General features: G+C 71.6%; 19 protein-coding genes and 1 tRNA gene. 11 read left to right on the top strand and 9 right to left on the bottom strand.

What is annotated here, in order from left to right; all coding sequences use genetic code 11:
* Window positions 1-110 precede the first annotated feature (110 nt).
* Window positions 111-2,837 carry a DNA polymerase I gene (polA, locus tag ACL02U_RS06950; RefSeq protein ID WP_412789763.1) on the bottom strand — a complete coding sequence of 909 codons (2,727 nt, stop codon included), beginning with the start codon at window positions 2,835-2,837 and terminating at the stop codon, window positions 111-113.
* A 251-nt stretch (window positions 2,838-3,088) separates the two neighbouring features.
* Between polA and ACL02U_RS06945 the strand changes: the two genes are divergently transcribed.
* The 7 genes from ACL02U_RS06945 to ACL02U_RS06915 all read left to right on the top strand — a co-directional run bounded on the left by ACL02U_RS06945 (window position 3,089) and on the right by ACL02U_RS06915 (window position 12,383).
* Entirely contained in the window at window positions 3,089-5,368 is a 2,280-nt protein-coding gene (locus ACL02U_RS06945; protein WP_412789762.1) for an FdhF/YdeP family oxidoreductase, read from the top strand.
* Between the two features lie 52 nt (window positions 5,369-5,420).
* The gene (locus tag ACL02U_RS06940) at window positions 5,421-5,903 is read left to right on the top strand and encodes a PaaI family thioesterase (RefSeq protein WP_412789761.1); all 483 of its coding nucleotides are present in this window, start codon (window positions 5,421-5,423) and stop codon (window positions 5,901-5,903) included.
* A gap of 800 nt (window positions 5,904-6,703) precedes the next feature.
* Window positions 6,704-7,921, top strand: a complete 1,218-nt coding sequence (locus ACL02U_RS06935; protein WP_412789760.1) for a branched-chain amino acid ABC transporter substrate-binding protein — start codon at window positions 6,704-6,706, stop codon at window positions 7,919-7,921.
* A 109-nt stretch (window positions 7,922-8,030) separates the two neighbouring features.
* On the top strand, window positions 8,031-8,960 hold the full coding sequence (locus ACL02U_RS06930) for a branched-chain amino acid ABC transporter permease (protein WP_412789759.1): 930 nt from the start codon (window positions 8,031-8,033) through the stop codon (window positions 8,958-8,960).
* Window positions 8,961-8,965: 5 nt separating this feature from the next.
* A complete protein-coding gene (locus tag ACL02U_RS06925; protein ID WP_412789758.1) occupies window positions 8,966-10,789 on the top strand; it encodes a branched-chain amino acid ABC transporter permease in 1,824 nt (607 codons plus the stop codon).
* A gap of 5 nt (window positions 10,790-10,794) precedes the next feature.
* Window positions 10,795-11,670, top strand: a complete 876-nt coding sequence (locus tag ACL02U_RS06920; RefSeq protein WP_412789757.1) for an ABC transporter ATP-binding protein — start codon at window positions 10,795-10,797, stop codon at window positions 11,668-11,670.
* Window positions 11,667-12,383: an ABC transporter ATP-binding protein gene (locus tag ACL02U_RS06915; protein WP_412789756.1), complete on the top strand. Its 717-nt coding sequence runs from the start codon at window positions 11,667-11,669 to the stop codon at window positions 12,381-12,383. Before ACL02U_RS06920 ends, ACL02U_RS06915 begins: the two co-directional genes overlap by 4 nt.
* A gap of 228 nt (window positions 12,384-12,611) precedes the next feature.
* Here ACL02U_RS06915 and ACL02U_RS06910 read toward each other — a convergent pair whose 3' ends face one another.
* Entirely contained in the window at window positions 12,612-13,271 is a 660-nt protein-coding gene (locus ACL02U_RS06910; protein WP_412789755.1) for an ANTAR domain-containing response regulator, read from the bottom strand.
* Between the two features lie 103 nt (window positions 13,272-13,374).
* Between ACL02U_RS06910 and ACL02U_RS06905 the strand changes: the two genes are divergently transcribed.
* Window positions 13,375-13,448 (top strand) — tRNA-Leu (locus ACL02U_RS06905).
* A 239-nt stretch (window positions 13,449-13,687) separates the two neighbouring features.
* On the opposite strand, the gene pyk is transcribed toward ACL02U_RS06905, so the two are convergent.
* The 5 genes from pyk to ACL02U_RS06880 all read right to left on the bottom strand — a co-directional run bounded on the left by pyk (window position 13,688) and on the right by ACL02U_RS06880 (window position 21,484).
* Window positions 13,688-15,124: a pyruvate kinase gene (pyk, locus tag ACL02U_RS06900; protein WP_412789754.1), complete on the bottom strand. Its 1,437-nt coding sequence runs from the start codon at window positions 15,122-15,124 to the stop codon at window positions 13,688-13,690.
* A gap of 194 nt (window positions 15,125-15,318) precedes the next feature.
* Window positions 15,319-16,728: a lysine N(6)-hydroxylase/L-ornithine N(5)-oxygenase family protein gene (locus tag ACL02U_RS06895; protein WP_412789753.1), complete on the bottom strand. Its 1,410-nt coding sequence runs from the start codon at window positions 16,726-16,728 to the stop codon at window positions 15,319-15,321.
* Entirely contained in the window at window positions 16,725-18,110 is a 1,386-nt protein-coding gene (locus ACL02U_RS06890; protein WP_412789752.1) for a pyridoxal phosphate-dependent decarboxylase family protein, read from the bottom strand. Before ACL02U_RS06890 ends, ACL02U_RS06895 begins: the two co-directional genes overlap by 4 nt.
* A gap of 382 nt (window positions 18,111-18,492) precedes the next feature.
* On the bottom strand, window positions 18,493-20,988 hold the full coding sequence (gene pepN, locus ACL02U_RS06885) for an aminopeptidase N (RefSeq protein WP_412789751.1): 2,496 nt from the start codon (window positions 20,986-20,988) through the stop codon (window positions 18,493-18,495).
* 145 nt (window positions 20,989-21,133) lie between these two features.
* Entirely contained in the window at window positions 21,134-21,484 is a 351-nt protein-coding gene (locus ACL02U_RS06880) for a chorismate mutase (RefSeq protein WP_412789750.1), read from the bottom strand.
* A 103-nt stretch (window positions 21,485-21,587) separates the two neighbouring features.
* Between ACL02U_RS06880 and ACL02U_RS06875 the strand changes: the two genes are divergently transcribed.
* On the top strand, window positions 21,588-22,481 hold the full coding sequence (locus tag ACL02U_RS06875) for a hypothetical protein (RefSeq protein WP_412789749.1): 894 nt from the start codon (window positions 21,588-21,590) through the stop codon (window positions 22,479-22,481).
* A gap of 143 nt (window positions 22,482-22,624) precedes the next feature.
* On the opposite strand, the gene ACL02U_RS06870 is transcribed toward ACL02U_RS06875, so the two are convergent.
* Complete coding sequence (locus ACL02U_RS06870; protein WP_412789748.1) at window positions 22,625-23,350, bottom strand: vWA domain-containing protein; 726 nt, start codon at window positions 23,348-23,350, stop codon at window positions 22,625-22,627.
* Window positions 23,351-23,526: 176 nt separating this feature from the next.
* On the opposite strand from ACL02U_RS06870, the gene ACL02U_RS06865 reads away from it, so the two are divergent.
* Both ACL02U_RS06865 and ACL02U_RS06860 read left to right on the top strand, forming a co-directional pair.
* A complete protein-coding gene (locus tag ACL02U_RS06865) occupies window positions 23,527-24,396 on the top strand; it encodes a rhomboid family intramembrane serine protease (protein WP_412789747.1) in 870 nt (289 codons plus the stop codon).
* Between the two features lie 22 nt (window positions 24,397-24,418).
* On the top strand, window positions 24,419-25,342 hold the full coding sequence (locus tag ACL02U_RS06860) for a chitosanase (RefSeq protein ID WP_412789746.1): 924 nt from the start codon (window positions 24,419-24,421) through the stop codon (window positions 25,340-25,342).
* A gap of 280 nt (window positions 25,343-25,622) precedes the next feature.
* Here the strand turns inward: ACL02U_RS06860 and ACL02U_RS06855 are convergent, their stop codons facing one another.
* On the bottom strand, window positions 25,623-26,291 hold the full coding sequence (locus tag ACL02U_RS06855; RefSeq protein WP_412789745.1) for a class I SAM-dependent methyltransferase: 669 nt from the start codon (window positions 26,289-26,291) through the stop codon (window positions 25,623-25,625).
* Window positions 26,292-26,447 lie beyond the last annotated feature (156 nt).

Raw genomic sequence — 26,447 nt, 5'->3', positions numbered from 1 at the left:
CCCGGCGCGGCGGCGGCCCCGGGTGAGATGGTCACCGCGCGAGGCGCCGCCCGGCGTGAGGGTCCGCGCACCGCGCGACCCGGCGCCGCGAGTCGGGGTGCGTGCCGCTGTCAGTGGGCCGCCGACTCCCAGTCCGTGCCGACGCCCACCGAGACGTCCAGCGGGGCGCGCAGACTCACCGCGGCGGCCATCTCCCGGCGGATCAGTTCCTCCACCGCCTCGCGCTCTCCGGGCGCGATCTCCAGCACGATCTCGTCGTGCACCTGGAGCAGCATCCGGGAGCTCAGCCCCGCCTCGCGCAGCGCCCGGTCCACGTGCAGCATGGCGATCTTGACGATGTCGGCCGCCGTGCCCTGGATGGGCGCGTTCAGAGCCATTCGTTCGGCCGCCTCGCGGCGCTGGCGGTTGTCGCTGTTGAGATCGGGCAGATAGCGGCGGCGCCCGAACAGGGTCGCCGTGTACCCCGTCGCCCGGGCCTCGTCGACGACCCGGTGCAGGTAGTCCCGTACCCCGCCGAAGCGGTCGAAGTAGGCGTCCATCAGCGCGCGGGCCTCGCCGGCCTCGATGTTGAGCTGCTGGGACAGGCCGAAGGCCGACAAACCGTACGCCAGGCCGTACGACATGGCCTTGATCTTGCGGCGCATCTCGGCGTCCACCGCCGAGCGGTCGACGCCGAAGACCTGGGAGGCAGCCGTGGTGTGCAGGTCCTCACCGGAGGTGAACGCCTCGATCAGTCCGGCGTCCTCGGACAGGTGCGCCATGACGCGGAGCTCGATCTGGCTGTAGTCCGCGGTCATCAGCGACTCGTATCCCTCGCCGACCACGAAACCACGGCGGATGGCACGGCCCTCGTCGGTACGGACGGGGATGTTCTGCAGGTTGGGGTCGGTGGAGGACAGGCGGCCGGTGGCCGCCACCGTCTGGTTGAACGTGGTGTGGATCCGGCCGTCCGCGGCGATCGTCTTGATCAGGCCTTCCACGGTGACGCGCAGCTTGGCCTGCTCCCGGTGGCGCAGCATGATGACCGGCAGTTCGTTGTCGGTCTGGCCGGCCAGCCAGGCCAGCGCGTCGGCGTCGGTGGTGTAGCCGGTCTTGGTCTTCTTCGTCCTGGGCAGGCCCAGTTCACCGAAGAGGACCTCCTGCAGCTGCTTGGGCGAGCCGAGGTTGAACTCGTGTCCGGCGGCCGCGTGCGCCTCCTTCACCGCCTGCTGCACGGCCCCGGCGAACATCTGCTCCATGGCGTCCAGGTGGGCGCGGTCCGCGGCGATGCCGTGCCGCTCCATCCGGGCCAGCAGCGCGGAGGTGGGCAGCTCCACGTCCCGCAGCAGGTCCGCGGCGCCGACGTCGCGCAGCCTGCCCTCGAAGGCCTCCCCCAGGTCGAGGATCGCGCGTGCCTTGGTCATCAGTGCCTCGGCCTCGGCGCCGTCGTCCACGCCGAAGGCAAGCTGCCCGTCGGCCGCGGCGGCCGGGGCCAGCTCGCGGCCCAGGTACTCCAGGGAGAGCGCGTCCAGATCGAAGGAGCGGCGGCCCGGCTTGACCAGGTACGCGGCGAGCGCGGTGTCCATGGTCACCCCGTCGACGCTCCAGCCGTGCTCGGCGAGGACGCGCATCGCGCGCTTGGCGTTGTGCAGCACCTTGGGCCGGTCCGCGGCGGCCAGCCAGGCCGCGAAGGCGGTCTCGTCGGCCTGGTCGAGCTGTGCGGGGTCGAACCAGGCGGCCGGCCCCTCGGCCGTGGCGAGCGCGACCTCGGTGACGGATCCGCTGCCCAGTGCCCAGGTGTCCACGGTGGCGACGCCCAGCGCCCCGCCGGCGTGCTCGGCGAGCCATGGGGCCAGCTCGCCGGTGCCGAGGAGGGTGGTGTCCAGTTCCACGCCGTCCGCGAGCACCGGGGCCTCCTCGGCCTGCTCGGCCCCGGGATCGACGGCCAGCAGGCGCTCGCGCAGCGACGGGTTGCGGATCTCCAGGGTGTCCAGGACCAGTGCGACGGCCTTGCGGTCGTACGGCGCGCGCGCGAGCTCCGCGACCGTGGTCTCGAGCTCGACCGTGCGCACCATCTCCGTCAGGCGGCGGTTGAGCTTGACCGCCTCCAGGTGGTCTCGGAGGTTCTGCCCGGCCTTGCCCTTGACCTCCTCGACCCGCTCCACCAGCTCCGCGAAGGAGCCGAACTGGTTGATCCACTTGGCCGCGGTCTTCTCGCCGACGCCGGGGATGCCCGGGAGGTTGTCGGACGGGTCGCCGCGCAGCGCGGCGAAGTCCGGGTACTGGGCGGGCGTCAACCCGTACTTCTCGACGACCTTCTCGGGGGTGAAGCGGGTCAGCTCCGACACGCCCTTGGTGGGGTACAGCACCGTGACGTTGTCGGTGATGAGCTGGAAGTTGTCCCGGTCGCCGGTGACGATCAGGACCTCGAAGCCCTCGGCCTCCGCCCGGGTCGCGAGCGTGGCGATGACGTCGTCGGCCTCGTACCCGTCGACGGCGAAGCGGGAGACGTGCATCGCGTCGAGCAGCTCGCCGATCAGCTCGACCTGGCCCCTGAACTCGTCCGGGGTCTTGGAGCGGTTCGCCTTGTACTCGGTGAACGCCTCCGAACGCCAGGTCTTGCGGGAGACGTCGAAGGCCACCGCGAAGTGCGTGGGCGCCTCGTCACGCAGGGTGTTGGCCAGCATCGAGGCGAAGCCGTAGATCGCGTTCGTCGGCTGGCCCGTAGCGGTGGTGAAGTTCTCCGCGGGCAGCGCGAAGAACGCGCGGTAGGCCAGCGAGTGCCCGTCCATGAGCATCAGGCGCGGGCGGTCGCCGCCGGGGGTGCTGTCGGTCTTCTTCGATGCTGTCTCTGCCACGCCCCCGATCCTGCCACGACCCACTGACAGTGAGCGGCCACCCGGTCCCTCGCCCCCCTTCCGCGCGCCCGTCGTGTTCCGCGCAGTTCCGCGCAGTTCCGCGCGGCGCGGGCGGTGGAGCGCGGGAGGCGGGGTACCGGGAGGGTGCGGGTGCTGCCCGGGCCGTGGGTGCGCGGGGACCGGCCGGTGTCGGTGGTGCGTGCGAGGATGCGGGGACGGGGCAGGCACATGCAGCGGAAGGAGAGCGTCCGATGGCGAAGAAGCCGCCGAAGACGGATCCCGTTCAGGACGCGCCGCAGGTCGGCGAGGCGCAGCACGCGGCGGCCGGATTGTCGGCGATCGGCCACACGCTGCGCGTCGCCGAGCGGCAGATGGGCGTGAAGCGCACCGCGCTGACCCTGCTGCGCGTGAACCAGAAGGACGGTTTCGACTGCCCGGGCTGCGCCTGGCCGGAGCCGGACCACCGGCATGCCGCGGAGTTCTGCGAGAACGGCGCGAAGGCGGTCGCCGAGGAGGCCACGCTGCGGCGGGTCACCCCGGAGTTCTTCGCCGCGCACTCCGTCGCCGAGCTGGCGGAACGGAGCGGGTACTGGCTGGGGCAGCAGGGCCGGCTGACGCACCCCGTGCACCTGGCCGAGGGAGCCGACCACTACGAGCCGGTCACCTGGGAACGCGCCTTCGACATCATCGCCGAGGAGATCTCCGCCCTCTCCTCCCCCGACGAGTCCGTCTTCTACACCTCCGGCCGCACCAGCAACGAGGCCGCGTTCCTCTACCAGCTCTTCGCGCGCGAGCTGGGCACCAACAACCTGCCGGACTGCTCCAACATGTGCCACGAGTCCTCCGGCTCGGCGCTGGGCGAGACCATCGGCGTCGGCAAGGGCAGCGTCCTGCTGGAGGACCTGTACCGGGCCGACCTGATCATCGTGGCGGGGCAGAACCCGGGGACGAACCACCCCCGCATGCTCGCCGCCCTGGAGAAGGCCAAGGCGAACGGCGCGAAGATCATCAGCGTCAACCCGCTGCCCGAGGCGGGCCTGGAGCGGTTCAGGAACCCGCAGACGGCGAAGGGCCTCACCTCCGGCACCGCGCTCACCGACCTGTTCCTGCAGATCCGCATCGGCGGCGACCAGGCCCTCTTCCGCCTCCTGAACAAGCTGATCGTCGAGACGGACGGGGCGGTCGACGAGGAGTTCGTCCGCGAACACACCCACGGATACGCGGAGTTCGCCGAGGCGGCTCGTGACGCCGACTGGGAGGAGACGCTCGCCGCCACCGGTCTGAGCCGGGAGGAGATCGACCTGGCCCTGGCCATGGTCCTCGGTTCGCAGCGCACCATCGTCTGCTGGGCGATGGGTCTGACCCAGCACAAGCATTCCGTGGCCACCATTCGCGAGGTGGTCAACTTCCTGCTCCTGCGCGGCGACATCGGCCGCCCGGGTGCGGGCGTGTGCCCGGTGCGCGGCCACTCGAACGTGCAGGGCGACCGCACCATGGGCATCTTCGAGCGCCCCGCGCCCGCCTTCCTGGACGCGCTGGAGGCGGAGTTCGGGTTCGCGCCGCCGCGGGAGCACGGCCTCGACGTCGTGCGGGCCATCCGCGCGCTGCGCGACGGGGAGGCGAAGGTGTTCTTCGCCATGGGCGGGAACTTCGTCTCCGCCTCTCCCGACACGGAGGTCACCGAGGCGGCGATGCGGCGCGCCAGGCTGACCGTGCACGTGTCGACCAAGCTCAACCGCTCGCACGTCGTCACGGGTGCGCGGGCGCTGATCCTGCCGACGCTCGGGCGCACCGAACGCGACCGGCAGGACGGCGGCGAGCAGTTCGTGACCGTGGAGGACTCCATGGGCATGGTGCACGCCTCCCGCGGCCGGCTGGAGCCGGCGAGCCCGCACCTGCTGTCGGAGCCGGCCATCGTCTGCCGGCTCGCCCGCCGGGTGCTCGGCGCGGGCAGTGTGGTGCCGTGGGCGGAGTTCGAGAGGGACTACGCGGCCGTCCGGGACCGTATCGGACGCGTGGTGCCCGGCTTCGAGGACTTCAACACCCGGGTGGCCGCCCCGGGAGGGTTCGCGCTGCCGCACGCGCCGCGCGACGAGCGCCGCTTCCCCACCGCCACCGGGAAGGCCAACTTCACCGCGGCGCCCGTGGAGTACCCCCGGGTGCCCGAGGGCCGGCTGCTGCTGCAGACGCTGCGCTCGCACGACCAGTACAACACCACGATCTACGGTCTGGACGACCGCTACCGGGGCATCAGGAACGGCCGCCGGGTCGTGCTCGTGCACCCCGAGGACGCCCGCGCGCTGGGCGTCGCGGACGGTTCCTACGTCGATCTGGTCGGCGAGTGGAAGGACGGGGTGGAGCGGCGGGCGCCGGGCTTCCGGGTCGTGGTGTACCCGACGGCGCGCGGCTGCGCGGCCGCGTACTACCCGGAGACGAACGTCCTGGTCCCGCTGGACGCCACCGCGGACACCAGCAACACCCCGGCCAGCAAGTCCGTCATCGTCCGTCTGGAACAATCGAGGACCGACTGAGCGTTCGCTCATGTCACTGCCGGACTTGGAACGACGGACGGAGCCGGGCCCCATGGGCGAGCAGCAGCAAGTGAAGTTCCCGCAAGAGGTGGTCGAGGAGTACGCCTCCCTGGGCGTCGACCTGCCCGCACTGTTCTCCGCGGGACACCTCGGCACCCGGATGGGCGTGCAGATCACCGAGGCGTCCGCGGACCGCGTCGTCGGCACCATGCCGGTGGAGGGCAACACCCAGCCCTACGGGCTGCTGCACGGCGGCGCCTCGGCGGTGCTGGCCGAGACGCTCGGTTCGGTGGGCTCGATGCTGCACGGCGGGGTCTCCAAGATCGCCGTCGGTGTGGACCTGAACTGCACCCACCACCGGGGCGTCCGCTCCGGCCTGGTGACCGGTGTGGCCACTCCGGTGCACCGCGGCCGCTCCACGGCGACCTACGAGATCGTCATCAGCGACGAGGAGGGCCGCCGCGTGTGCAGCGCCCGGCTGACCTGCCTGCTGCGGGACGCCGGGCCGGGCGACGCCTCGCGCACCCCGGCCTGAGCGGGGGCCGGACGCCCGACTCCACCGCGCTGCCTGACCCGTTCGGTCCCCGGACACCGGGACCGCGGCTCGCGGCTCGCGGCTCGCGGCTCGCGGCCGGCGGCCGGCGGCCGGCGGCACCGTCGAAGGCGCCCGGGAGCGGACTGCCGTGCGGATCGCACGCAATCCGCTCCCGGGCGCCTCTTCGTGCGCCCGAAACGTCCGGCGGCACTGCACGGAGAGACACGCCTCTCCCACCCGTCCCGGGAGCCTCCGCACCGGAACAGCCGACTCCGTCATGCACAAAACCTGGTTTTGCTCCTTTCCGCGCCCCATTGTCAGGGCACATTCAGACGGTGTGGACCTTTCCGCCCCGGAATGACGCGCAGCTCTTTCCCCCGTAACACAGCGTCACGTGCATGCAATACGGGGACCCCGCGGCGGAGCGGGAAACACCTATCCCCCACCGCCTTCAAGGGGCTGTCTGAGACGCCCCTCGCCCGGACCCCCCAAGGGCGAGCGACTGGCGACGGGAAGTGCGGGTTCTCACCATGCGGACAAGAGCAAAAACCTGTCAAAGCGACCGGGAATCGCTATTCCCCTGCCGCCGATCCCGGCACGCCATAACAAGAAAGTCACAAGCGAGCTCACGCTGCTGTCGACACCCTCCCCCCAGGCTTAGAGTCACGCCCAGTCACCGCGCCGCCGGGCGCCTTGCAAGCACGGCCTCTCTGCACACACCCAGTACGGCCCGGCGCTCGACAGAGCGCCTCACCAGAGGCGCCGCGCCAGGGAAAGGACTCATCGTGCGACACCGTTCCTTGATCATTCTTACCTCAGTGCTGACCACAGGTGCACTGACACTGACCGCCTGCGGTTCGCGCGACAAGGGCAGCGACAGCGGCAGCAACGGCGGCGGCAAGACCACCGTCATCATCGGCCTGGACGCACCTCTCAGCGGCGACCTCTCGGCCCTCGGTCTCGGCATGAAGAACTCCGCCGACCTGGCCGCCAAGACGGCCAACAAGAAGAACTACGTCAAGGGCGTCACGTTCGAGACCATGCCCCTGGACGACCAGGCCCAGGCCTCGATCGGTGCGCAGAACGCCGCCAAGTTCATCAGCAACAAGGACGTCCTCGGTGTCGTCGGGCCGCTGAACTCCAACGTCTCCCAGTCGATGCAGAAGCCGTTCAACGACGCGAACCTCACCCAGGTCTCGCCGTCCAACACCGGCACCGAGCTCACCCAGGGCGACAACTGGAAGAGCGGCGACAAGAAGCGCCCCTTCAAGAGCTTCTTCCGCACCGCCACCACCGACGCGGTCCAGGGCGCCTTCGCCGCCAACTACCTCTTCAACACGGCGAAGATCAAGAAGGTGTACCTGGTCGACGACCAGAAGACCTACGGCGCCGGCCTCGCCGCCTCCTTCAAGGACACCTACACCAAGCTCGGCGGGCAGATCGTCGGCTCGGACCACATCAACCCGCAGGACCGCGACTTCAACGCCATCGTCACCAAGGTCAAGAAGACCGGCGCTCAGGCCCTGTACTACGGCGGCGAGTACCCCGCCGCCGCACCGCTCAGCCAGCAGCTCAAGCAGAGCGGCGCGCAGATCCCGCTGATGGGCGGCGACGGCATCTACAGCGGCGAGTTCCCGAAGCTCAACAAGAAGGCCGAGGGCGACCTCGCGACCTCCGTCGGCAAGCCGGTCGAGTCGCTGGACTCCGCCAAGACCTTCATCGCCGACTACCAGGCCGCGGGCTACAAGGACGCCTACGAGGCGTACGGCGGCCTCACCTACGACGCCACGTGGTCCGTCATCGAGGCCGTCAAGAAGGTCGTCGAGGACAACGGCGGCAAGCTGCCCTCCAATGCCCGCTCGAAGGTGCTCGACGCGATGTCGTCCATCAAGTTCGACGGCGTCACCGGCACCATCTCGTTCGACGAGTACGGCGACACCACCAACACGATGATGACCGCCTACAAGATCAAGGGCGGGGCCTGGAAGCCCGAGTACAGCGCCGCCATCAAGCCGTAACCGACCACCGGCCGCCACACCAGGCCGCCACCTTCACCCAGGCCGCGCGGGAACGCCACCAGCGCTCCCGCGCGGCGCCTTATCCGAACCACTTCACGGAGGCCCTGCGGTGAACGAACTGCCGCAACAGCTGGCCAACGGACTCATCCTCGGCGCGATGTACGGTCTCATCGCAGTCGGCTACACGATGGTCTACGGCATTGTCCAGCTCATCAACTTCGCCCATGGCGAGATCTTCATGGTGGGGGGCTTCGGCGCCCTCACCGTATGGACCTGGCTGCCGGGCGGGTTCTCCCTGCTCGCCGCCATCCCCCTGATGATCATCGGCGGCGTCATCGTCTCCGTGGCCGTCGGCGCCGCGGCGGAACGGTTCGCCTACCGCCCGCTGCGCGGCGGCCCCAGGCTCGCCCCGCTCATCACCGCCATCGGCCTCTCCCTGGCGCTGCAGCAAGCAGTCTGGAAGTGGTACCCCGGCGCCACCAAGGACCTCCCCTTCCCCCAGTTCCGGGGCCACTCGCTGCACATCCTCGGTGCCAGCATCCAGCGCGGGGACCTGTTCATCCTCATCTCCGCGCCGCTGTGCATGATCGCCCTCGGCTACTACGTCAACAAGACCCGTACCGGCCGGGGCATGCAGGCCACCGCGCAGGACCCCGACACCGCCAAGCTGATGGGCATCAACACCGACCGCACCATCGTGATGGCCTTCGCCATCGGCGCGGCCTTCGCCGCCGTCGCCGCTGTCGGCTACGGGCTGCACAACGGTCAGGTCAGCTTCTTCATGGGCTTCATCATGGGCCTGAAGGCCTTCACCGCCGCGGTACTCGGCGGCATCGGCAACATCTACGGCGCCATGCTCGGCGGCATCGTCCTCGGCATCGCCGAGTCCCTCGCCATCGGCTACGTCGGCGACATCCCCGGCATGGAACTCTTCGGTGGCGGCGCCTGGAAGGACGTCTGGGCCTTCGCCCTGCTCATCCTCGTCCTTCTCTTCCGGCCCCAGGGCCTTCTCGGCGAACGCGTCGCGGATCGGGCGTGATACCCATGACAACCGACACCACGCAGCCCCGGCAGCCGGCCACCGCCACGCCCCCCACCACGGGCGGCGCGGCGCTGATACCGCTGCCCCTCGGCACCGCTCGCCTCACCGTCCTGGTCGGCTCCGCCGCCGCCCTCGTGGGCACCTTCCTCGCCTGGACCTGGACCTCCGAGTTCCCCGGCGACCTCACCATCGACGGGTACCCCGGCGGCCTTCAGGTCCTCACCCTGGTCGGCTCCGCCCTCACCCTTCTCTTCCTCCTGTCCTCGCAGGACATACGCGGCCTGCGCTGGCTCACCCCCGGCGGCTCCCACAGTGCCGTGCTCCTGCTCTCGCTCGGCGTGCTCGGCACCACCGGCTACACCATCGGCGCGATCTCCAGCGAACTCGGCGGCCTGGTCAACCTGGAGGCCGGCGCCTGGATATCCGGCACAGGGGCGCTCATCGCCGTCATCGGCGCGCTGGGCCTGCCCAGCGACACCCCGCGCGACGACGGCGACTCCGACACCCTCTGGGGCAGGATCCGCCACGCCTTCAAGGCACCCGACCCCAAGCGTCCGGCCCCGCTGCCCTCCTGGGCCGAGATCCTGGTCATCGCCGCCGGGTTCGCCATCGGGCTCTGGGTCTTCGCCTACGGCATCGCCGCCTACCCCGAGCTCTTCGTAGGCTTCCTCATCATCGTCGGCTTCGCCGTCCCGGCGCTCAACCGGGCAGGCCTCATCCGGCGTCTCACCTCGCTGACCGCGAAGCACCGCCAGGTCACCCTGGTCGCCGCCTTCGCCGCCGCCATCTGCTTCCCCTTCACGCAGACCAACTCGCAGTTCACCCTCATCGGGGCGAACATCCTCATCTTCGCCACGGTGGCCCTGGGGCTGAACGTCGTCGTGGGCCTCGCCGGCCTGCTCGACCTCGGATACGTCGCCTTCCTCGGTGTCGGCGCCTTCGCGGCCGCACTCGTCTCCGGCTCCCCCCAGTCCACGATCGGCGTCCACTTCCCCTTCTGGGCCGCCGCCCTCACCGGCGCCGCCGCCGCGCTCGTCTTCGGCGTCGTCATCGGTGCACCCACGCTCCGCCTCCGCGGCGACTACCTGGCCATCGTGACCCTCGGTTTCGGTGAGATCTTCCGCATCACCGTCAACAACCTCAACGGCACGACCGGGCCCAACGTCACCAACGGGTCCAAGGGCGTCCCCAACATCCCCGATCTGAAGATCCTCGGCTACGACCTCGGCATCAGCCACGACCTCGTCGGCGGGCTCTCCCTGAACAGGTACGGCAACTACTACCTGCTCATGCTCCTGATCACCGCCATCGTCGTCACCGTCTTCCGCCGCTCCGCCGACTCACGTATCGGGCGCGCCTGGATCGCCATCCGCGAGGACGAGACCGCGGCCACCGCCATGGGCATCAACGGCTTCCGCGTCAAGCTCATCGCCTTCGCCCTCGGCGCCTCCCTGGCCGGCCTGGCCGGCACCATCCAGGCGCACGTCAACTACTCCATCACCCCCGAGCAGTACCAGTTCGCCGGTGCCGCACCGCCCAACTCGGCCTTCCTGGTCGCCGCGGTCATCCTCGGCGGCATGGGAACCATCAGCGGCCCGCTGATCGGCGCCTCGCTGCTCTACCTCATCCCCGCCAAGCTCCAGTTCATGAACGAGTACCAGCTCCTCCTCTTCGGTCTGGCCCTCGTCGTGCTCATGCGCCTCCGCCCGGAGGGCCTGATCGCCGACCGCAGGAAGCGGCTGGAGTTCCACGAGGACGAGGAAACCGACACGACCGACGAAGAGCCACTGCCCGAACCCCTCGGCGCCGGCAAGGCAGGGGCGTGACCCACATGACCACCACCACCCAACCGGACACCCCGAGCACGGTGCTCGCCGCGCAGGGCGTCACGATGCGCTTCGGCGGTCTCACCGCCGTGCAGTCCGTCGACCTCACGGTCAACAGCGGAGAGATCGTCGGACTGATCGGGCCCAACGGCGCCGGCAAGACCACGTTCTTCAACTGCCTCACCGGCCTCTACGTGCCGACCGAGGGCACCGTCGCCTACCGGGACAAGGTCCTCCCGCACAAGCCGCACCTCGTCACCCAGGCCGGCATCGCGCGGACCTTCCAGAACATCCGTCTCTTCCCCAACATGACGGTCCTGGAGAACGTCCTCGTCGGACGGCACACGAGGACGAGGGAAGGGCTCTGGTCCGCGCTCCTGCGCCCCCCGGGGTTCAAGAAGGCCGAAGCCGCCTCCCGTGAACGGGCCATGGAACTGCTGGAGTTCACCGGCCTCGCGGCCAAGGCCGACCACCTCTCCCGCAACCTGCCCTACGGCGAGCAGCGCAAGCTGGAGATCGCCCGCGCGCTCGCCAGCGACCCCGGACTCCTCCTGCTCGACGAGCCCACCGCCGGCATGAACCCGCAGGAGACGCGGGCCACCGAGGAACTCGTCTTCGCGATCCGCGACCAGGGCATCGCCGTCCTGGTCATCGAGCACGACATGCGGTTCATCATGAACCTCTGCGACCGGGTCGCCGTCCTGGTCCAGGGCCAGAAACTGGTCGAGGGCGACCCCCACACCGTCCAGGCGGACGAACGTGTCGTGGCCGCGTACCTCGGCACCCCCTTCGAGGGCGCCCCCGGCGACGAGGAAGCCGCCGAGGTCAGCGCCGCCGAGTCCAAGAGCACCATCAGCACCACGGAGGGGGACCCGAAGTGACCGCACTCCTCGAAGTCGAGGACCTCAGGGTCGCCTACGGCAAGATCGAAGCCGTCAAGGGCATCTCGTTCAAGATCGACGCCGGTGAGGTCGTCACCCTCATCGGGACGAACGGCGCCGGCAAGACCACCACCCTGCGCACCCTCTCCGGCCTTCTCCAACCCACCACCGGGAAGATCACGTTCGACGGTCAGAGTCTGCGCAAGACGCCGGCTCACAAGATCGTCTCCCTCGGTATGGCCCACTCCCCCGAGGGCCGGCACATCTTCCCCCGCATGACGATCGAGGACAATCTCCACCTCGGCGCCTATCTGCGGAACGACCGGCAGGGCATCGAGAAGGACATCCGGCGCGCCTACGAGCTCTTCCCCATCCTCGGGGAACGCCGCAGGCAGGCCGCGGGCACCCTGTCCGGGGGTGAGCAGCAGATGCTCGCCATGGGCCGCGCCCTGATGTCCCAGCCCAAGCTGCTCATGCTCGACGAGCCCTCCATGGGCCTCTCCCCGATCATGATGCAGAAGATCATGTCGACCATCGCCGAGCTGAAGTCCCAGGGCACCACCATCCTGCTGGTCGAGCAGAACGCCCAGGCGGCCCTCTCCCTCGCCGACCACGGGCATGTGATGGAGGTCGGCAACATCGTCCTGTCCGGCTCCGGGCAGGACCTGCTGCACGACGAGTCGGTGCGCAAGGCGTACCTCGGCGAGGACTAGCTCCGTCGGAGTACGGCTCCCGCCGGGAGCCGTACTCCGGCCGCTCCCGCCGGCCGCTCCCGCCGGTCGCCCCCTTCCGGTGGACCCCTCCGGCCGGCCCCTTCCGGCGGCCCTTCCAGCCGGTCCCGTCCGGGGCTCCTCAGGCAGGCGCCGCTTCCGGTACGACGAGGCCCGCGTGCCCCTTTCCGGGGACGCGGGCCTCGTGCTGCTCCGTCTGCGGGGAGCGGTTCAGCTCCCCTTGGCGGCCTTCTTCTCCTCCGCGTCCGCGATGACCGCCTCCGCGACCTGCTGCATGGACATCCGCCGGTCCATCGACGTCTTCTGGATCCACCGGAACGCGGCCGGCTCCGTCAGCCCGTACTCGGTCTGGAGGATCGACTTCGCCCGGTCCACCAGCTTCCGGGTCTCCAACCGCAGCGTGAGGTCGGCGACCTCGTTCTCCAGTTCCTTCAGCTCCGTGAAGCGGGAGACCGCCATCTCGATCGCCGGGACCACGTCGCTCTTGCTGAACGGCTTGACCAGGTACGCCATCGCACCGGCGTCCCGGGCCCGCTCGACCAGGTCGCGCTGGGAGAAGGCGGTGAGCATCAGCACCGGCGCGATGCGCTCCTCGGCGATCTTCTCGGCTGCGGAGATGCCGTCCAGCTTGGGCATCTTGACGTCCAGGATCACCAGGTCCGGCCTGTGCTCACGGGACAGTTCGACGGCCTGCTCGCCGTCGCCGGCCTCGCCGACCACGGTGTAGCCCTCCTCCTCCAGCATCTCCTTGAGATCGAGCCGGATCAGGGCCTCGTCCTCGGCGATGACGACACGGGTCGTCAGCGGAGGCACGTGCGACTTGTCGTCGTCGGGCGCGTCCACGGGCTGGGGCGACTCGGGGGAGGTCACTGAGGCTCCTTGGTCCAGGCAGGCAGATACTGCTCCCAAGAGCCTACCTAGCTGCGGTATGGTGGACGGGCAGCGGGTCGTGCGTGATCTTCGATTCGCAGGAGCTCCGGTAGTCCAATCGGCAGAGACGATACCCTCAAAAGGTATTCAGTGTGGGTTCGAATCCCACCCGGGGCACTTTTCCTTCAATTCCAAGACCTTGCCTGATAGGCGACTCGCACCCGCGCCCCCGCCTCGCCCGCAGCCCGACCGCACCCCGCCCGATCTCGGCGGTGGGCCGTGCCGGCGCCCCGGAGCCCTGCGGAGCGGCGCCCGCTCGACCCGCCCGGATCGGGAAGCCCGGATCGGACCGGGGAGCCGGCCACGAGCGGGGAAGCCCCGGACACGAACCCCGCACGCACCGGGCCGTGGAGCCGCTACCCGGGGCTTACGTCCTCGCCGATGCGGTGGACCCGGACCAGGTTCGTGGTGCCGGAGACCCCGGGAGGCGAACCGGCCGTGATGACCACCGTGTCGCCCTTCTCGCAGCGCCCGGTCTTCAGCAGCAGCTCGTCGACCTGCTCCACCATCGCGTCCGTGGAGCCGGCCTGCGGACCGAGGAACGTCTCGACGCCCCAGGTCAGGCTGAGCTGCGAGCGGGTCGCCGGGTCCGGGGTGAAGGCCAGCACCGGAATCGGGGAACGGTAGCGGGACAGCCGGCGGGCGGTGTCGCCGGACTGGGTGAAGGCGACGAGGAACCGGGCGCCGAGGAAGTCGCCCATCTCCGCGGCGGCGCGGGCGACGGCACCGCCCTGGGTGCGGGGCTTCCCGCGCTCGGTGAGCGGGGTGAGTCCTCGGGCGAGCACGTCCTCCTCCGCCGCCTCGACGATCCTCGCCATGGTCTGCACCGTCTCGACGGGGTACTTGCCGACGCTGGTCTCGCCGGACAGCATGACGGCGTCCGTGCCGTCGATGACGGCGTTGGCGACGTCGCTGGCCTCGGCACGGGTGGGGCGGGAGTTGTCGATCATCGAGTCGAGCATCTGGGTGGCGACGATGACCGGTTTGGCGTTGCGCTTGGCGAGCTTGATCGCGCGCTTCTGCACCATCGGGACCTGTTCGAGCGGCATTTCCACGCCGAGGTCGCCGCGGGCGACCATGACCCCGTCGAACGCCGCCACGATGTCGTCGATCGCCTCCACCGCCTGCGGCTTCTCGACCTTGGCGATGACGGGCAGGTGGCGGTCCTCCTCGGCCATGATGCGGTGGACGTCGAGGGCGTCACGGCCGCTGCGCACGAAGGACAGCGCAATGGCGTCGAAGCCGGTGCGCAGGGCCCAGCGCAGGTCCTCCTCGTCCTTCTCGGACAGCGCGGGCACGGAGACGGCGACGCCGGGGAGGTTGAGCCCCTTGTGGTCGGAGACCACGCCGCCCTCGACGACCCTGGTGTGCACCCGGGGGCCGTCCACGTGGGTGACCTCGAGGCAGACCCTGCCGTCGTCGACCAGGATGCGCTCGCCGGGGCTGACGTCCTCGGCGAGGCCGGCATAGGTGGTGCCGCACTGTTCGTGGGTGCCTTCGGCGCCCGGTTCGACGGTGACGGCGAACGTGTCCCCGCGTTCGAGGAGTACGGGCCCCTCGGCGAAGCGGCCGAGCCGAATCTTCGGGCCTTGAAGGTCGGCGAGGACCCCGACGCTGCGGCCGGCCTCGTCTGCCGCCTTGCGGACGCGGTGGTAGCGCTCCTCGTGCTCGGCGTGGGTGCCGTGGCTGAGGTTGAAGCGGGCGACGTCCATACCGGCCTCGACCAGCGCTTTGATCTGGTCGTATGAATCGGTGGCGGGTCCCAGGGTGCAGACGATCTTTGCTCGGCGCATACGTCGACCCTACGACCTACCCACCGGTAGAGATTTGGTCGTGCATGACGACTCAAGGACCTTTGGGTGAAGCACTCTTGACAAGTGTTGAAGTGTGCGCCGGAATGCTCCGATGAGCGCGCTGCGGCGTACGGTGCACGGCGCACGCCCGTGCGTACGCGATACGCACCCGGCCCGGGCACCGCACCGCCCCGCTACCTGCCGTCGGCGAGCGGGGTGAGCGCCTGGGCCCGCCGGGCCGGGGGGATCTGCGGCTGCTGCTCGAGTCCGAAGCTGGTGAAGGCGGTTCGGCCGGGCAGCGGACAGGACTCCTCGCCGGTGACGGTGTTGAGGATGGTGGCACTGCGCCAGGCCGCCAGACCGAGGTCGGGAGCGCCGACACCGTGGCTGTGGCGCTCGGCGTTCTGGACGTACACCGCTCCGGAGACGGCCGGGTCGAGAACGAGGCGGAACTGCGCGTCGACCCGGAGGCGGTCGCTGCCGTCGCGGCGCAGATAGGGGTCGAGGCCGGAGAGAAGCGGGGTGAGGGGACGCTCGCGGTAGCCGGTGGCGAGGACCACGGCGTCGGTGCCGAGGCGGCTGCGGGTGCCCTGGTCGACGTGTTCGAGGTGCAGTTCGACCCTGGTGGTGGCGAGGCGTCCCGCGGTGCGCACCCGGACGCCCGGGATGAGGACGGCGTCGGGCCAGCCGCCGTCCAGGGTGCGCCGGTACAGCTCCTCGTGGACGGCGGCCAGGGTCTCCGCGTCGACGGCCTTGTGGAGCTGCCACTGACCGGCGAGGAGACGGTCGCGGACGGGCTCGGTGAGGCCGTGGAAGAACCGGCTGTAGTCGGGGGTGAAGTGTTCGAGGCCGAGCTTGGAGTACTCCATGGGCGCGAAGGCGGGAGTGCGGCCGATCCAGTGCAGCCGCTCCCGGCCGGCGGGGCGGTGGCGGAGGAGGTCGAGGAAGACCTCGGCACCGGTCTGTCCGGAGCCGACGACGGTGACGTGCTCGGCGGCGAGGAGCGCGTCGCGGTGGGCGAGGTAGTCGGCGGCGTGCAGGACGGGGACGCCGGGGGCGTCGACGAGGGGCTTGAGGGGGGCGGGGACGTGGGGTTCGGTGCCGACACCGAGAACGACGTTCCTGGTGTGTGTCCGGCCCAGTGCCTCCGCCTGCCCCTCGGCGTCGAGTTGGGTGAAGTCGACCTCGAAGAGACCGTGTTCGGGGTTCCAGCGGACGGCGTCGACGTGGTGGCGGAAGTGCAGCCCGGGAAGCCGGCCGGCGACCCAGCGGCAGTAGTCGTCGTACTCGGCACGGGGGATGTGCAGCCGCTCGGCGAAGTAGAAGGGGAAGAGGCGGTCCCGGCTCCTCAGGTAGTTGAGGAAGCTCCAGGGGTTGGCGGGGTCGGCGAGGGTGACGAGGTCGGCGAGGAAGGGGACCTGGACGCGGGCCCCGTCGATCAGCAGACCGGGGTGCCAGTGGAAGGCGGGCTGCTGCTCGTAGAAGGCGGTGTCGAGCCCGGTGAGGGGATGGGCGAGGGCGGCCAGGGAGAGGTTGAAGGGGCCGATGCCGACGCCGACGAGGTCGCGGGGGGTGTCGGGCGTGGTGGGTGGGGGGTTGGTCATCTGGGGGCGTTCCCTTCGGGGCGGGTGGCGCGGGTGGCCTCGCGCACGTGGTCCAGCAGCCGGCCGAGGTCGTCGCTGGTCGAGAGGGGGTTGAGGAGGGTGGCCTTCAGCCAGAGCCGGCCCTCCGGACGGGCGCGGCCGAGGACGGCGTGGCCGCGGGCGAGCAGGTGGCGGCGCACCGCGGCGGTGTGGGCGTCGGTGCTGCCGCGGGGGCGGAAGAGGACGGTGCTGAGGGTGGGCCGCCGGTAGAGCCGGAGGTCGGGCCGGGCGGCGACGAGGTCGGCGAGGGTGTGGGCCCGGCCGATGACCTGGTCGACGAGGGCCGCGAGGCCGGTGCGGCCGAGCGTCCTGAAGGTGACCGCGATCTTCAGGGCGTCGGGGCGCCGGCTGGTGCGCAGGGAGCGGCCGAGGAGGTCGGGCAGGCCGGCTTCCGTGTCGTCCTCGGCGTTGAGGTACCCGGTGCGGTGGCGGAGCGCTTCGAGGTCGGCGGCCGCGCGGATGGCGAGGAATCCGGCCGCGATGGGTTGCCAGCCGAGTTTGTGCAGGTCCAGGGCGACGGTGTCGGCCTGTTCGAGGCCGTCGAGTGCGCTGCGGTGCGTGGGGCTGAACAGGAGGGGAGCGGCGTAGGCGGCGTCGATGTGCAGGCGCGCCTGGTGTGCGCGGCACAGTGCGGCGATCTCGGGGAGCGGGTCGATGAGTCCGGCGTCGGTGGTGCCCGCGGTGGCGGCGACCAGGACCGGGCCGCGGACCCGGCGGAGGGCGTCGGCCAGCGCGGCGGCGTCGAGGGTGCCGGCCGGGGCCGGCAGTGCGAGGGGCTCGGGGAGCCCGAGGAGCCAGGCCGCCCGGGGCAGGGAGTGGTGCGCGTTGGCGGCGTGCAGGAGGCGGAGGCGGGAGCCGTGCGCCTCCCGGGCGAGCAGCAGGGCGAGCTGGTTGGACTCCGTGCCGCCGGTGGTGACCAGCGCGTCCGCCATACCCGTCTGCTCGGCCACGGCGCGGGTGACCAGGTCCTCGAGCGCGGAGGCGGCGGGAGCCTGGTCCCAGGAGTCGAGGGAGGGGTTGAGTGCGCTGGCGGCGAGGTCGGCTGCGGTGGCGACGGCGAGGGGCGGGCAGTGCAGGTGGGCCGTGCACAGGGGGTGCGCGGGGTCGGCGGCCCCCTCGGCGAGCGCGGTGACGAGGGTACGCAGGGCGGTGGGGTCGCCGTGCTCGGGCAGGAGGTCGCCGACGGTGTCACGCAGGCGGGCGGCGACGGCGGCCGGGCCGCCGGCGGGGAGCGGGCCGGGGCGGGCGAGGGTGCCGCGGTGGAGAGCGTCCAGGACGGTTTCGAGCAACGGCCAGAGGGCGTGGGGGCCTTGGGGGCCGGAAGCGAGGGGCGGCGTGCTCATGGGTTCTCCGGGCGGGCGCGGGGCTTTCAGCTTGTCCGCGGTGGGGGTGCGGTGTCCGGAGAGTGCGACGAGCGCAACCCGAAAGGGGGTACTGCGGCGTGCCCGGAGCCGGGCGGCAGGCTCGCAGCCGGGCGGCGGGGCCGTGGGCGGGCGGCGGGCGCGCAGCCGGGTGACGGGGGCGTGGGTGGGCGGCCGCGCGGGAGCGGGGCGCGGCCCGGGGGCGCGCGGGCGGCACGGGAACGGTGCCGGAGAGCACGGGAGGGGCCGAGGCCCTTCCCGGTACCCACCGGTGCGGCGGGTACCGGGAAGAGCGGCCGGGAAGGCGCGGCGCGCCACCGGCGTCCCGAACGCCCGGGAGCGGCGCGGTGCCGCCGCGGGGCTGCTACGCGGCGTCCCTGACCCGCAGGGCGCGGGCGAGGTCGTCGAGCTGGTCGGCGAGCTTGCGGCGCAGTGCGGGGATCGGCCCGGAGCGGCGCAGGCACTCCTCGCCCAGGCGGACGGTGTCGGCGTCGACCGCGTGCACGGGGAAGGCCCAGCGGCCGGCGGCGTCGGCGATGGCGGGTCCGCGGCGGGCGGCGACGGCGACGGCGTCCTCGAAGTAGCGGGGCACGTAGTCGCCGAGCAGCTCGGCCTGCTCGGGCTGCCAGAAGCCCTGGGCCGTCGCGGTGAACAGGTAGTTGGACAGGTCGTCGCGGCTGAACATCGCCTCCCAGGCCGCCTCCTTCGCCGCGGGGTCGGGCAGTGCGGCGCGGCAGCGGGCGGCGCCCTCCCGGCCGGTGGCGCTGGGGTCGCGGTCGAGCTCGGCGGCGATGGCGGCCTCGTCGGTGGCGCCGAGTACGGCGAGGCGGGCGAGGATGCGCCAGCGCAGTTCGGGGTCGAGCTCGGGGCCGCCGGGGACGGTGCCCTCGGTGAGCCAGGCGTGGATGCCGTCGGGCCGGGCGGCGGTGTCGATGGCGTGCCGCACGGCGACCAGGCGCAGTCCGGGGTGGTCGCCGTCCTCGGTGCGGCGGATGAGGTCGCGGCACAGGGAGGAGACGGTGGCCAGGGCGGTGGGCCGTCTTTCGGCGCCGCTGTAGCGGTCCGCGATGTGGGTGGCGGCGAAGGTGAGGACGCCGTCCACGAGCGCGAGATCGGTCTCGTGGGGGAGATGGGCGCGGGCGGTGTCCAGATAGGCCGAGGCGGGGAGTTCGCCGTCCCGGACGGTGTCGCGCAGCGTGTTCCAGACGACGGCGCGGGTGAGGGGGTCGGGGAGCCCGGACAGGTGGGTTCGCAGGGTGCGGTGGGCGTCGGGATCGAAGCGGACCTTGGCGTAGGTGAGGTCGCCGTCGTTGAGGACGAGCAGCGCGGGGCGCTTGCCGATGGGGACGGCTCCGCTGCCGGGCACGTCGAGGTCGAGGCGGTTGCGGAGGGTGAGCCGGCCCTCGTCGGCGAGGTCGACGTCGTACAGGCCCGCGGCGACGCGGTGCGGGCGGTCGCCGGCGTGGTCGACGGTGAGGGTGCAGGTGCCGTGGTCGCCGGTGCGGATCCGGGGGGTGAGGGTGTCGACCCCGGTGGTGCGCAGCCAGGCGTCGGCCCAGGCGTGGACGTCGCGTTCGGTGCTGGAGGCGAGCGAGTCGATGAAGTCGGCGAGGGTGGCGTTGGCGAAGCTGTGCCGTGCGAAGTGGGTGTTGATACCGGCGAGGAAGTCCTTCTCGCCCAGCCAGGTGACGAGTTGGCGGAGCGCGGAGGCGCCCTTGGCGTAGGAGATGCCGTCGAAGTTCAGGAGGGCGGAGGCGGTGTCGGGGACGTCGTCGGGGGCGACCGGGTGGGTGGTGGGCCGCTGGTCGGCGTCGTATCCCCAGGTCTTGCGGGCGACCGCGAAGTCGGTCCAGGTCTCGGTGAAGCGGGTGGCCTCGGTGAGGGTCTGGTAGCCCATGTACTCGGCGAAGGACTCGTTGAGCCAGATGTCGTCCCACCACTTGAGGGTGACGAGGTCGCCGAACCACATGTGGGCCATCTCGTGGGCGATGACCATGGCGCGCGTCTGGCGTTCGGTGTCGGTGACGGCGGAGCGGTAGACGAACTCGTCGCGGAAGGTGACGAGCCCGGGGTTCTCCATGGCGCCGGCGTTGAACTCGGGGACGAAGGCCTGGTCGTAGGAGTCGAACGGGTAGGGCTGTTCGAACTTCTCGTGGTACCGGTCGAAGCAGGCGCGGGTGATGTCGAGGATCTCCTCGGCGTCGTCGTCCAGGTGGGGGGCGAGGGAGCGCCGGCAGTGCAGGGCGAAGGGCAGTCCGCGGTGCTCGGTGCGGACGGAGTGCCAGGGGCCCGCGGCGACGGCCACGAGGTAGGTGGACAGCGGCGGCGTGGTGGCGGCCCGCCAGCGTCCGCCGCCGAGGTGTTCGGTGCTGCTGTTGCAGAGGACGGTCCAGCCTTCGGGGGCGGTGACGGTCAGGTCGAAGGCGGCCTTGAGGTCCGGCTGGTCGAAGGCGGCGAAGACGCGCTGGACGTCCTCCATGAACAGCTGGGTGTAGACGTAGGTCTCGCCGTCGCTGGGATCGGTGAAGCGGTGCATGCCCTCGCCGGTGCGGGAGTAGCGCATGGTGGCGTGCAGGTGCAGTTCGTGCTCGCCTGCGGGGAGGTCCCTCAGGGGCAGCCGGTTGCCGTCGAGGCTGCCGGGGTCGAGGGGCTGTCCGTCGAGGGTGGCGGAGTGCAGCGTGGCGGGCCTGACCTCGACGAACGTGTCCGTGCTGCCCTGGTCGGCGCGGGCGGTGAACCGGATGGCGGTGCGGGAGTCGAAGGTCTCGTCCCCGGTGGTGAGGTCGAGTTCGACGGTGTAGCGGTGGACGTCGAGGAGCTGGGCACGGGTCTGCGCTTCGTCGCGCGTCAGTACGGACATGCAGGACATGCTGCACGATGGGGCTGACCGGGCACAGGGGCGGATCGGAACGCGCTCTTTGTCGGGTCCGGCGCGTGCGCCGTCCGCGCGCCGCGAGGTCGGGGGCGGGGTCCGCTGCCGGGCGGCCGGGACCGGCCCTGCGGGGTCAGCGGGCCGTCGGGGTGTGGCCGGCCGCGGTGTCGTCGGCGATGCTCTCGTGGTGGCGGATGACCTCCGCGATGATGAAGTTGAGGAACTTCTCGGCGAACGCGGGGTCGAGTTTGGCGCTCTCGGCGAGGGAGCGCAGCCGGTCGATCTGGCGGGCCTCGCGGGCCGGGTCGGCGGGCGGCAGCCGGTGGGCGGCCTTGAGGTGGCCGACCTGCTGGGTGCACTTGAAGCGTTCGGCGAGCATGTGGACGACGGCGGCGTCGATGTTGTCGATGCTGTCGCGCAGCCGGGCGAGCTCGGCGTGCACGGCGGGGTCGGCGTCGTCGGTGCCGGTGGTGCTGGTGGTCATGGGCGACCACCCTAATGCGTGGCCGGGCCCGGTTCGTTCGGCGAGGATCCGCCCGGCCGTGCGTACAGTGGTCTCGGGTCGAGGGCGTCTTGGGGGTACGGGCGTGGCGGACGGCGGACCGGTGGAGCACGGGTACCCGCATCTGGAGACGGTGCGGGCGGCGGTCACGGCGCTGTACCGGAGGTTGTCCGGGGACTCGATCCGGACGTTCGGGAGCAGCGTGGCGCCGGCCGACGTGGCGTTCTGCGACACCGACGACCTCTACCTCGGTGCGCAGCGGGTGGCGCGGGAGCTGGTGCGCCACTACCGGTTGCCGGACGCGCGGCTGGTCGTGTCGTTCCGGGAGATGACGCACGCGGCGAACGTGGAACTGACGGCCGGCCCGGAGTACTTCGTGGAGCTGAACGACCGGTTCCGCACGCATCGCCGGGACATCGGGGCCGCCCTGGCGCACGAGATCATGCACGTGTACCTGCACCGGCTGGACCTGGCGTTCCCGGGCACCCGGGACAACGAGATCCTCACGGACACCGCGACGACGTACCTGGGGGCGGGCTGGCTCCTGCTGGACGCCTTCCGGGAGGACGCGGTGTCCTCGCAGAAGCTCGGCTACCTCACGCCGGAGGAGTTCGGCTACGTGCTGGCCAAGCGGGCCCTGCTGCTCGGTGAGGACCCCGCACCGTGGTTCACCAGTCCGCAGGCGTACACGGCGTACGTGAAGGGCGGTGAGCGGGCGCGGCTGGACGCGCGGCAGCCGCCGCTGACCGCGGCGGGCTGGGCGGGGCGGCGGCGGTACGCGCGGGACCGGCGGCATGCGCTGGAGGGCGGTGCGGCGCCGGCGGCGGACGCGCCCTACGCGTTCACGGCACCGGAGCGGGGGCCGCTGCGGGTGACGTTCGCCTGCCCGACCTGCTTCCAGCGGATCAGGGTGCCGGTGCAGGGACGGGCGCGGGTGCGGTGCGGTCTGTGCCGGACGGTGCTGGAGTGCGACACCTGACGCCGGTCCGGCGGAACACGCCGTCGGCGGAACGGATGACCGCCGGTCGTCCGCGGCCCCGGGTCGACCGGGCAGGCGGTGCGGCGGGATGCCGGGGCCGGCTGTCGCCGCGGCCCCGGGCGGGTCCCCCCGGTGGCGGGGGGTCAGGGCGCGGGGACGATGCCCCGGGCCCGGGCGGCCGAGAGCCAGCCGGGGAACTCCCGGACCAGCCGGTCGTAGAGGTCGGCGTCGGAGACCCTGCGCGGGTCGGTGCCGGCGTGGAAGAAGCCCGCGTTGTCGACCGCGCGCCGGCCGGGGACCGGCAACTCGTCGAGCCTGCGCAGGAAGTCGAACTGCTTGCTGTGCGGGTCGCCGAAGCCGATGAACTGCCAGAACATCGGCAGCCGGGCCGCCTTGCACAGGTACCGCTCCGCGGCGGCCTTGTCGATCGGCCCGCCGTCGGTCTGGAAGACGACGAGGGCGGGGTCCCGGGCGCCGCTGTCGAGGTAGTGGTCGATGACGGCGTCGATGGCCAGGTGGTAGCTGGTCCTGCCCATGTGGCCGAGCCCGGCCGCGATGCGTTCGATGCGGCCGCGGTGGTCGGCGAGGGCGATGTCGGTGACGGCGTCGATGTCGGTGGAGAAGAAGACGACGGGGACGGTGCCGTCGTCGTCGAGGTGCGCGGACAGACCCAGCACCCGGTCGGCGAGCGCCTGGACGCTGCCGTCGCGGTAGTAGGGCCGCATGGAGCCGGAGTAGTCGACGACCAGGTAGACGGCGGCCCGTTGGCCGGACAGTCCGTGCTCGGCGAGTGAGGCGCCGGCGCTCTTGTACAGACTGACCAGTGCGGGTGCGGTCTGCTCCATCTTGGTCAGGCTGATCGCGGACACCCGGGCTCCCCCCTGTCGCACCCGGATGTCGCACCGGGACGTTCCTGGACCGGGTGCCGAGCGTACGCCAGTCGCCACCCTGCTCCGCGTCCGCTCCCCCGGGTTGGCTATCTTGTTCGGCGCCGTCCCCACCGGCTCATCGTCCGTTCCGTCGCTGCATGCCCGAGGAGCCGGCCGTGGATACCGAATCCACCGTCACGACGTGCTACCGCCATCCGAAGGTCGAGTCGTACGTCCGCTGCACCCGCTGTGACCGCTTCATCTGCCCCGGCTGCATGCGCGAGGCGGCGGTCGGCCACCAGTGCGTGGAGTGCGTGAAGGAGGGTTCACGCTCGGTCCGGCAGGCCCGCACGGTCTTCGGCGGGCGGGTCTCGGCGGTGCCGGCGGTGACGTACGCGCTGATCGCACTGAACCTGCTGGCGTACGTGGCCGAGTTGGCGCTGCCGGATCTGGTGGACCGGTTCGCGATGCTCGGGGCCCCGGCGCCCGGCCGGGTGTGGGCGGGTGTCGCGCACGGGGAGTGGTACCGGCTGGTGACCGGCGCGTTCCTGCACCTGTCGGCCCGCGGGAACCCCCTCGGGATCCTGCACCTGGTGCTGAACATGGCGGCGCTGTGGAGCGTGGGCCGCCAGGTGGAGCCGCAGCTCGGCCGGACGCGGTTCGGCGCGCTCTTCCTGCTGTCGGTGCTCGGCGGCTCGGTGGCGGTGCTGCTGCTGGCACCCCGGGAGTACACGGTGGGTGCCTCCGGCGGCATCTTCGGCGTGGCCGCCGCCGCTTTCGTCTTCGCCCGCCGTCCGGGCGGCCGGGGCGTCGACCCCGGCATGGCGCTGCTGCTGGTGTGGCTGCTCGTCTCCGCCCGTTTCACGTCCTGGGAGGCCCACGTGGGCGGTCTGGTCACGGGGGCCGTGGTGGCGGTGGCGTACGCTTACGCGCCACGTGGCAGGCGGCGGGGGCTCGTCCAGGCGGGCGTGTGCACCGCGGTGCTGGTGGTGCTGGTGCTGTGCGCGTGGGGCAAGGTGTCCGAGTTGACGGGAGGAGCGGCCTGAGCCGGGCCGCGCGGTGAGTGCCATGAAACGTGCCGGTTGTCTGCTGCTGGCCGCTCTACCCGTGCTGGCGGGCGCGCTGTACTACTTCTTCGGTGCCGCGGTGCTCAAGGACGCCGCGGCCCCGGTCACACCCAGCGCCGCGGCCTCCCAGGAGTCCCGCAAGGACGCCAAGGCGCGGGCCGAGGACTCCGCAGAGAAGCAGCGCGCGGAGGACGCCCAGGTGATCGCCGACGCTCCGCCCGGGCTGGCCGCCCCCGACAAGAAGGAGCTGGCCCAGAAGATCGTGGCGACCGCCGAGAACTCCACCCTGGACTGGCGCAGCACCTACGGATCGATCCAGGACATCGGGGACGGTCAGGGCTACACGGCGGGCATCGTCGGCTTCTGCACCGGTACGCACGATCTGCTGACGCTGGTCGAGCGGTACACGAAGGACCATCCCGACAACGGGTTGGCGCGCTACCTGCCGGCCCTGCACAAGGTCGACGGCACCGCCTCGCACGAGGGCCTGGATCCCGGGTTCAAGGCCGCCTGGAAGGCGGAGGCCAAGGTTCCGGCGTTCCGTCGGGCGCAGGAGGAGGAACGCGACCGCGTCTACTTCAAGCCGTCGGTCCGGCTGGCGAAGCTGGACGGCCTGGGCACGCTGGGCCAGTTCATCTACTTCGACGCGATGGTGTTCCACGGCCCCGGCGTGTCCGGGGCGAGCTTCTACGCACTCCGCGAGCGGGCGATGCAGAAGGCGGAACTGCCCTCCGACGGCGGGGACGAGAAGGCGTATCTGACCGCCTTCCTCGACGTCGGCCGGGTGGCCATGAAGGAGCGCCGGACGACGATCGACACCTCCCGCATCGACACCGCCCAGCGGCGGTTCCTGAAGGCCGGCAACATGGAGTTGCGGACGCCGCTGGTGTGGTCGATGTACGGGGAGACCTACCGGGTGCCGTGAGTTCCCCGCGTGCGGGCGGCGCCCCGCGTGCGGGCGGCGCCCCGCGTGCGGGCGGCGCCCCGCGTGCGGGCGGCGCCCGGGGCGAGGTTGCCGGGGCCGTGGCGGCCGCGGTCCCTCCGGCGCCCCCGTGGCCGGCCGGGGTACGGGCCGGTCGACGTCACCGAAGCCTCTCGCGAAGGGGTGCCCGGCAGCGAACGCAGGGTGTCCGGAAGGAGGACCGCGGTGGGCGCCGGGGGCGGGCCCCGGCAGGCGATCCTCCTGCCGGTTGCGGCGGCCGGTCTCAGTCGGGACGCTTGGCCATGACGACCAGGCCCGGCCCGCTGTACTCCTCCGGGGGGAGCCGGAGTTCGGCGACCACGTGCAGGCCGGCCCGCTCGATCAGCTCCACGAACCGTTCCGGCTGCCATTTGTGCGTCGTCCAGCGAACGGGTACGCCGCCGTACGCGTCGGTGCGCACCACGTCCTCGTCCCCGACGTGCGTCCCGGTGATGAAGTGCCCGCCCGGCTTCAACGCGCTCGCGAACAGGGCGAGAACCTGGGGCAGGAGGTCGCGCGGGAGGTTGAAGAGCGACCACCAGCCGAGCACACCGCCGAGGGACGCCTCGTCGAGTTCGAGGTCGGTGGCGGAGGCGACGCCGAAGCGGCACTGCGGATGGAGACGACGCGCGTTCTCGATCATGCGGGGCGAGAGGTCGACCCCGGACACGTCGAGTCCGCGTTCGGCGAGGTAGGCGGTCACGGTTCCGGGTCCGCAGCCGACGTCGAGGACGGGCCCGAGCCCGCTCACCGTGTCGGCGAAGGCGTCGATCGACGCCTTGAGCCAGGGATGGCGGCGGATGTCGCCGACCCCCGTCGTCACCACCATGTGGGCGTAGTTGTCGGCCACCCGGTCGTAGGAGTCACGAACCACGTCGAGATCGGCCGGGCGGTCGATGCGGTGTGCGCGCATCCGCCCACGATAGAGCCGCACCGCGAAGCGGGGAGCGGCGGGGCGGTCGGCGCCGTGTCGGTGAGCACGGCGCGCCGTTGCCCGCGGGGCGTTGAGGCGCTCTCCGGCGCGCGGCGGGCCCCGCGCCGGGCCGGCGTTCCGGGCCGGAAAAGGCGG

The sequence above is a fragment of the Streptomyces sp. MS06 genome, assembly GCF_047200655.1.
GTDB lineage: Bacteria > Actinomycetota > Actinomycetes > Streptomycetales > Streptomycetaceae > Streptomyces.
Note: the sequence above shows the minus strand (reverse complement) of the source record. Positions and strands in the feature narration are given on the sequence as shown.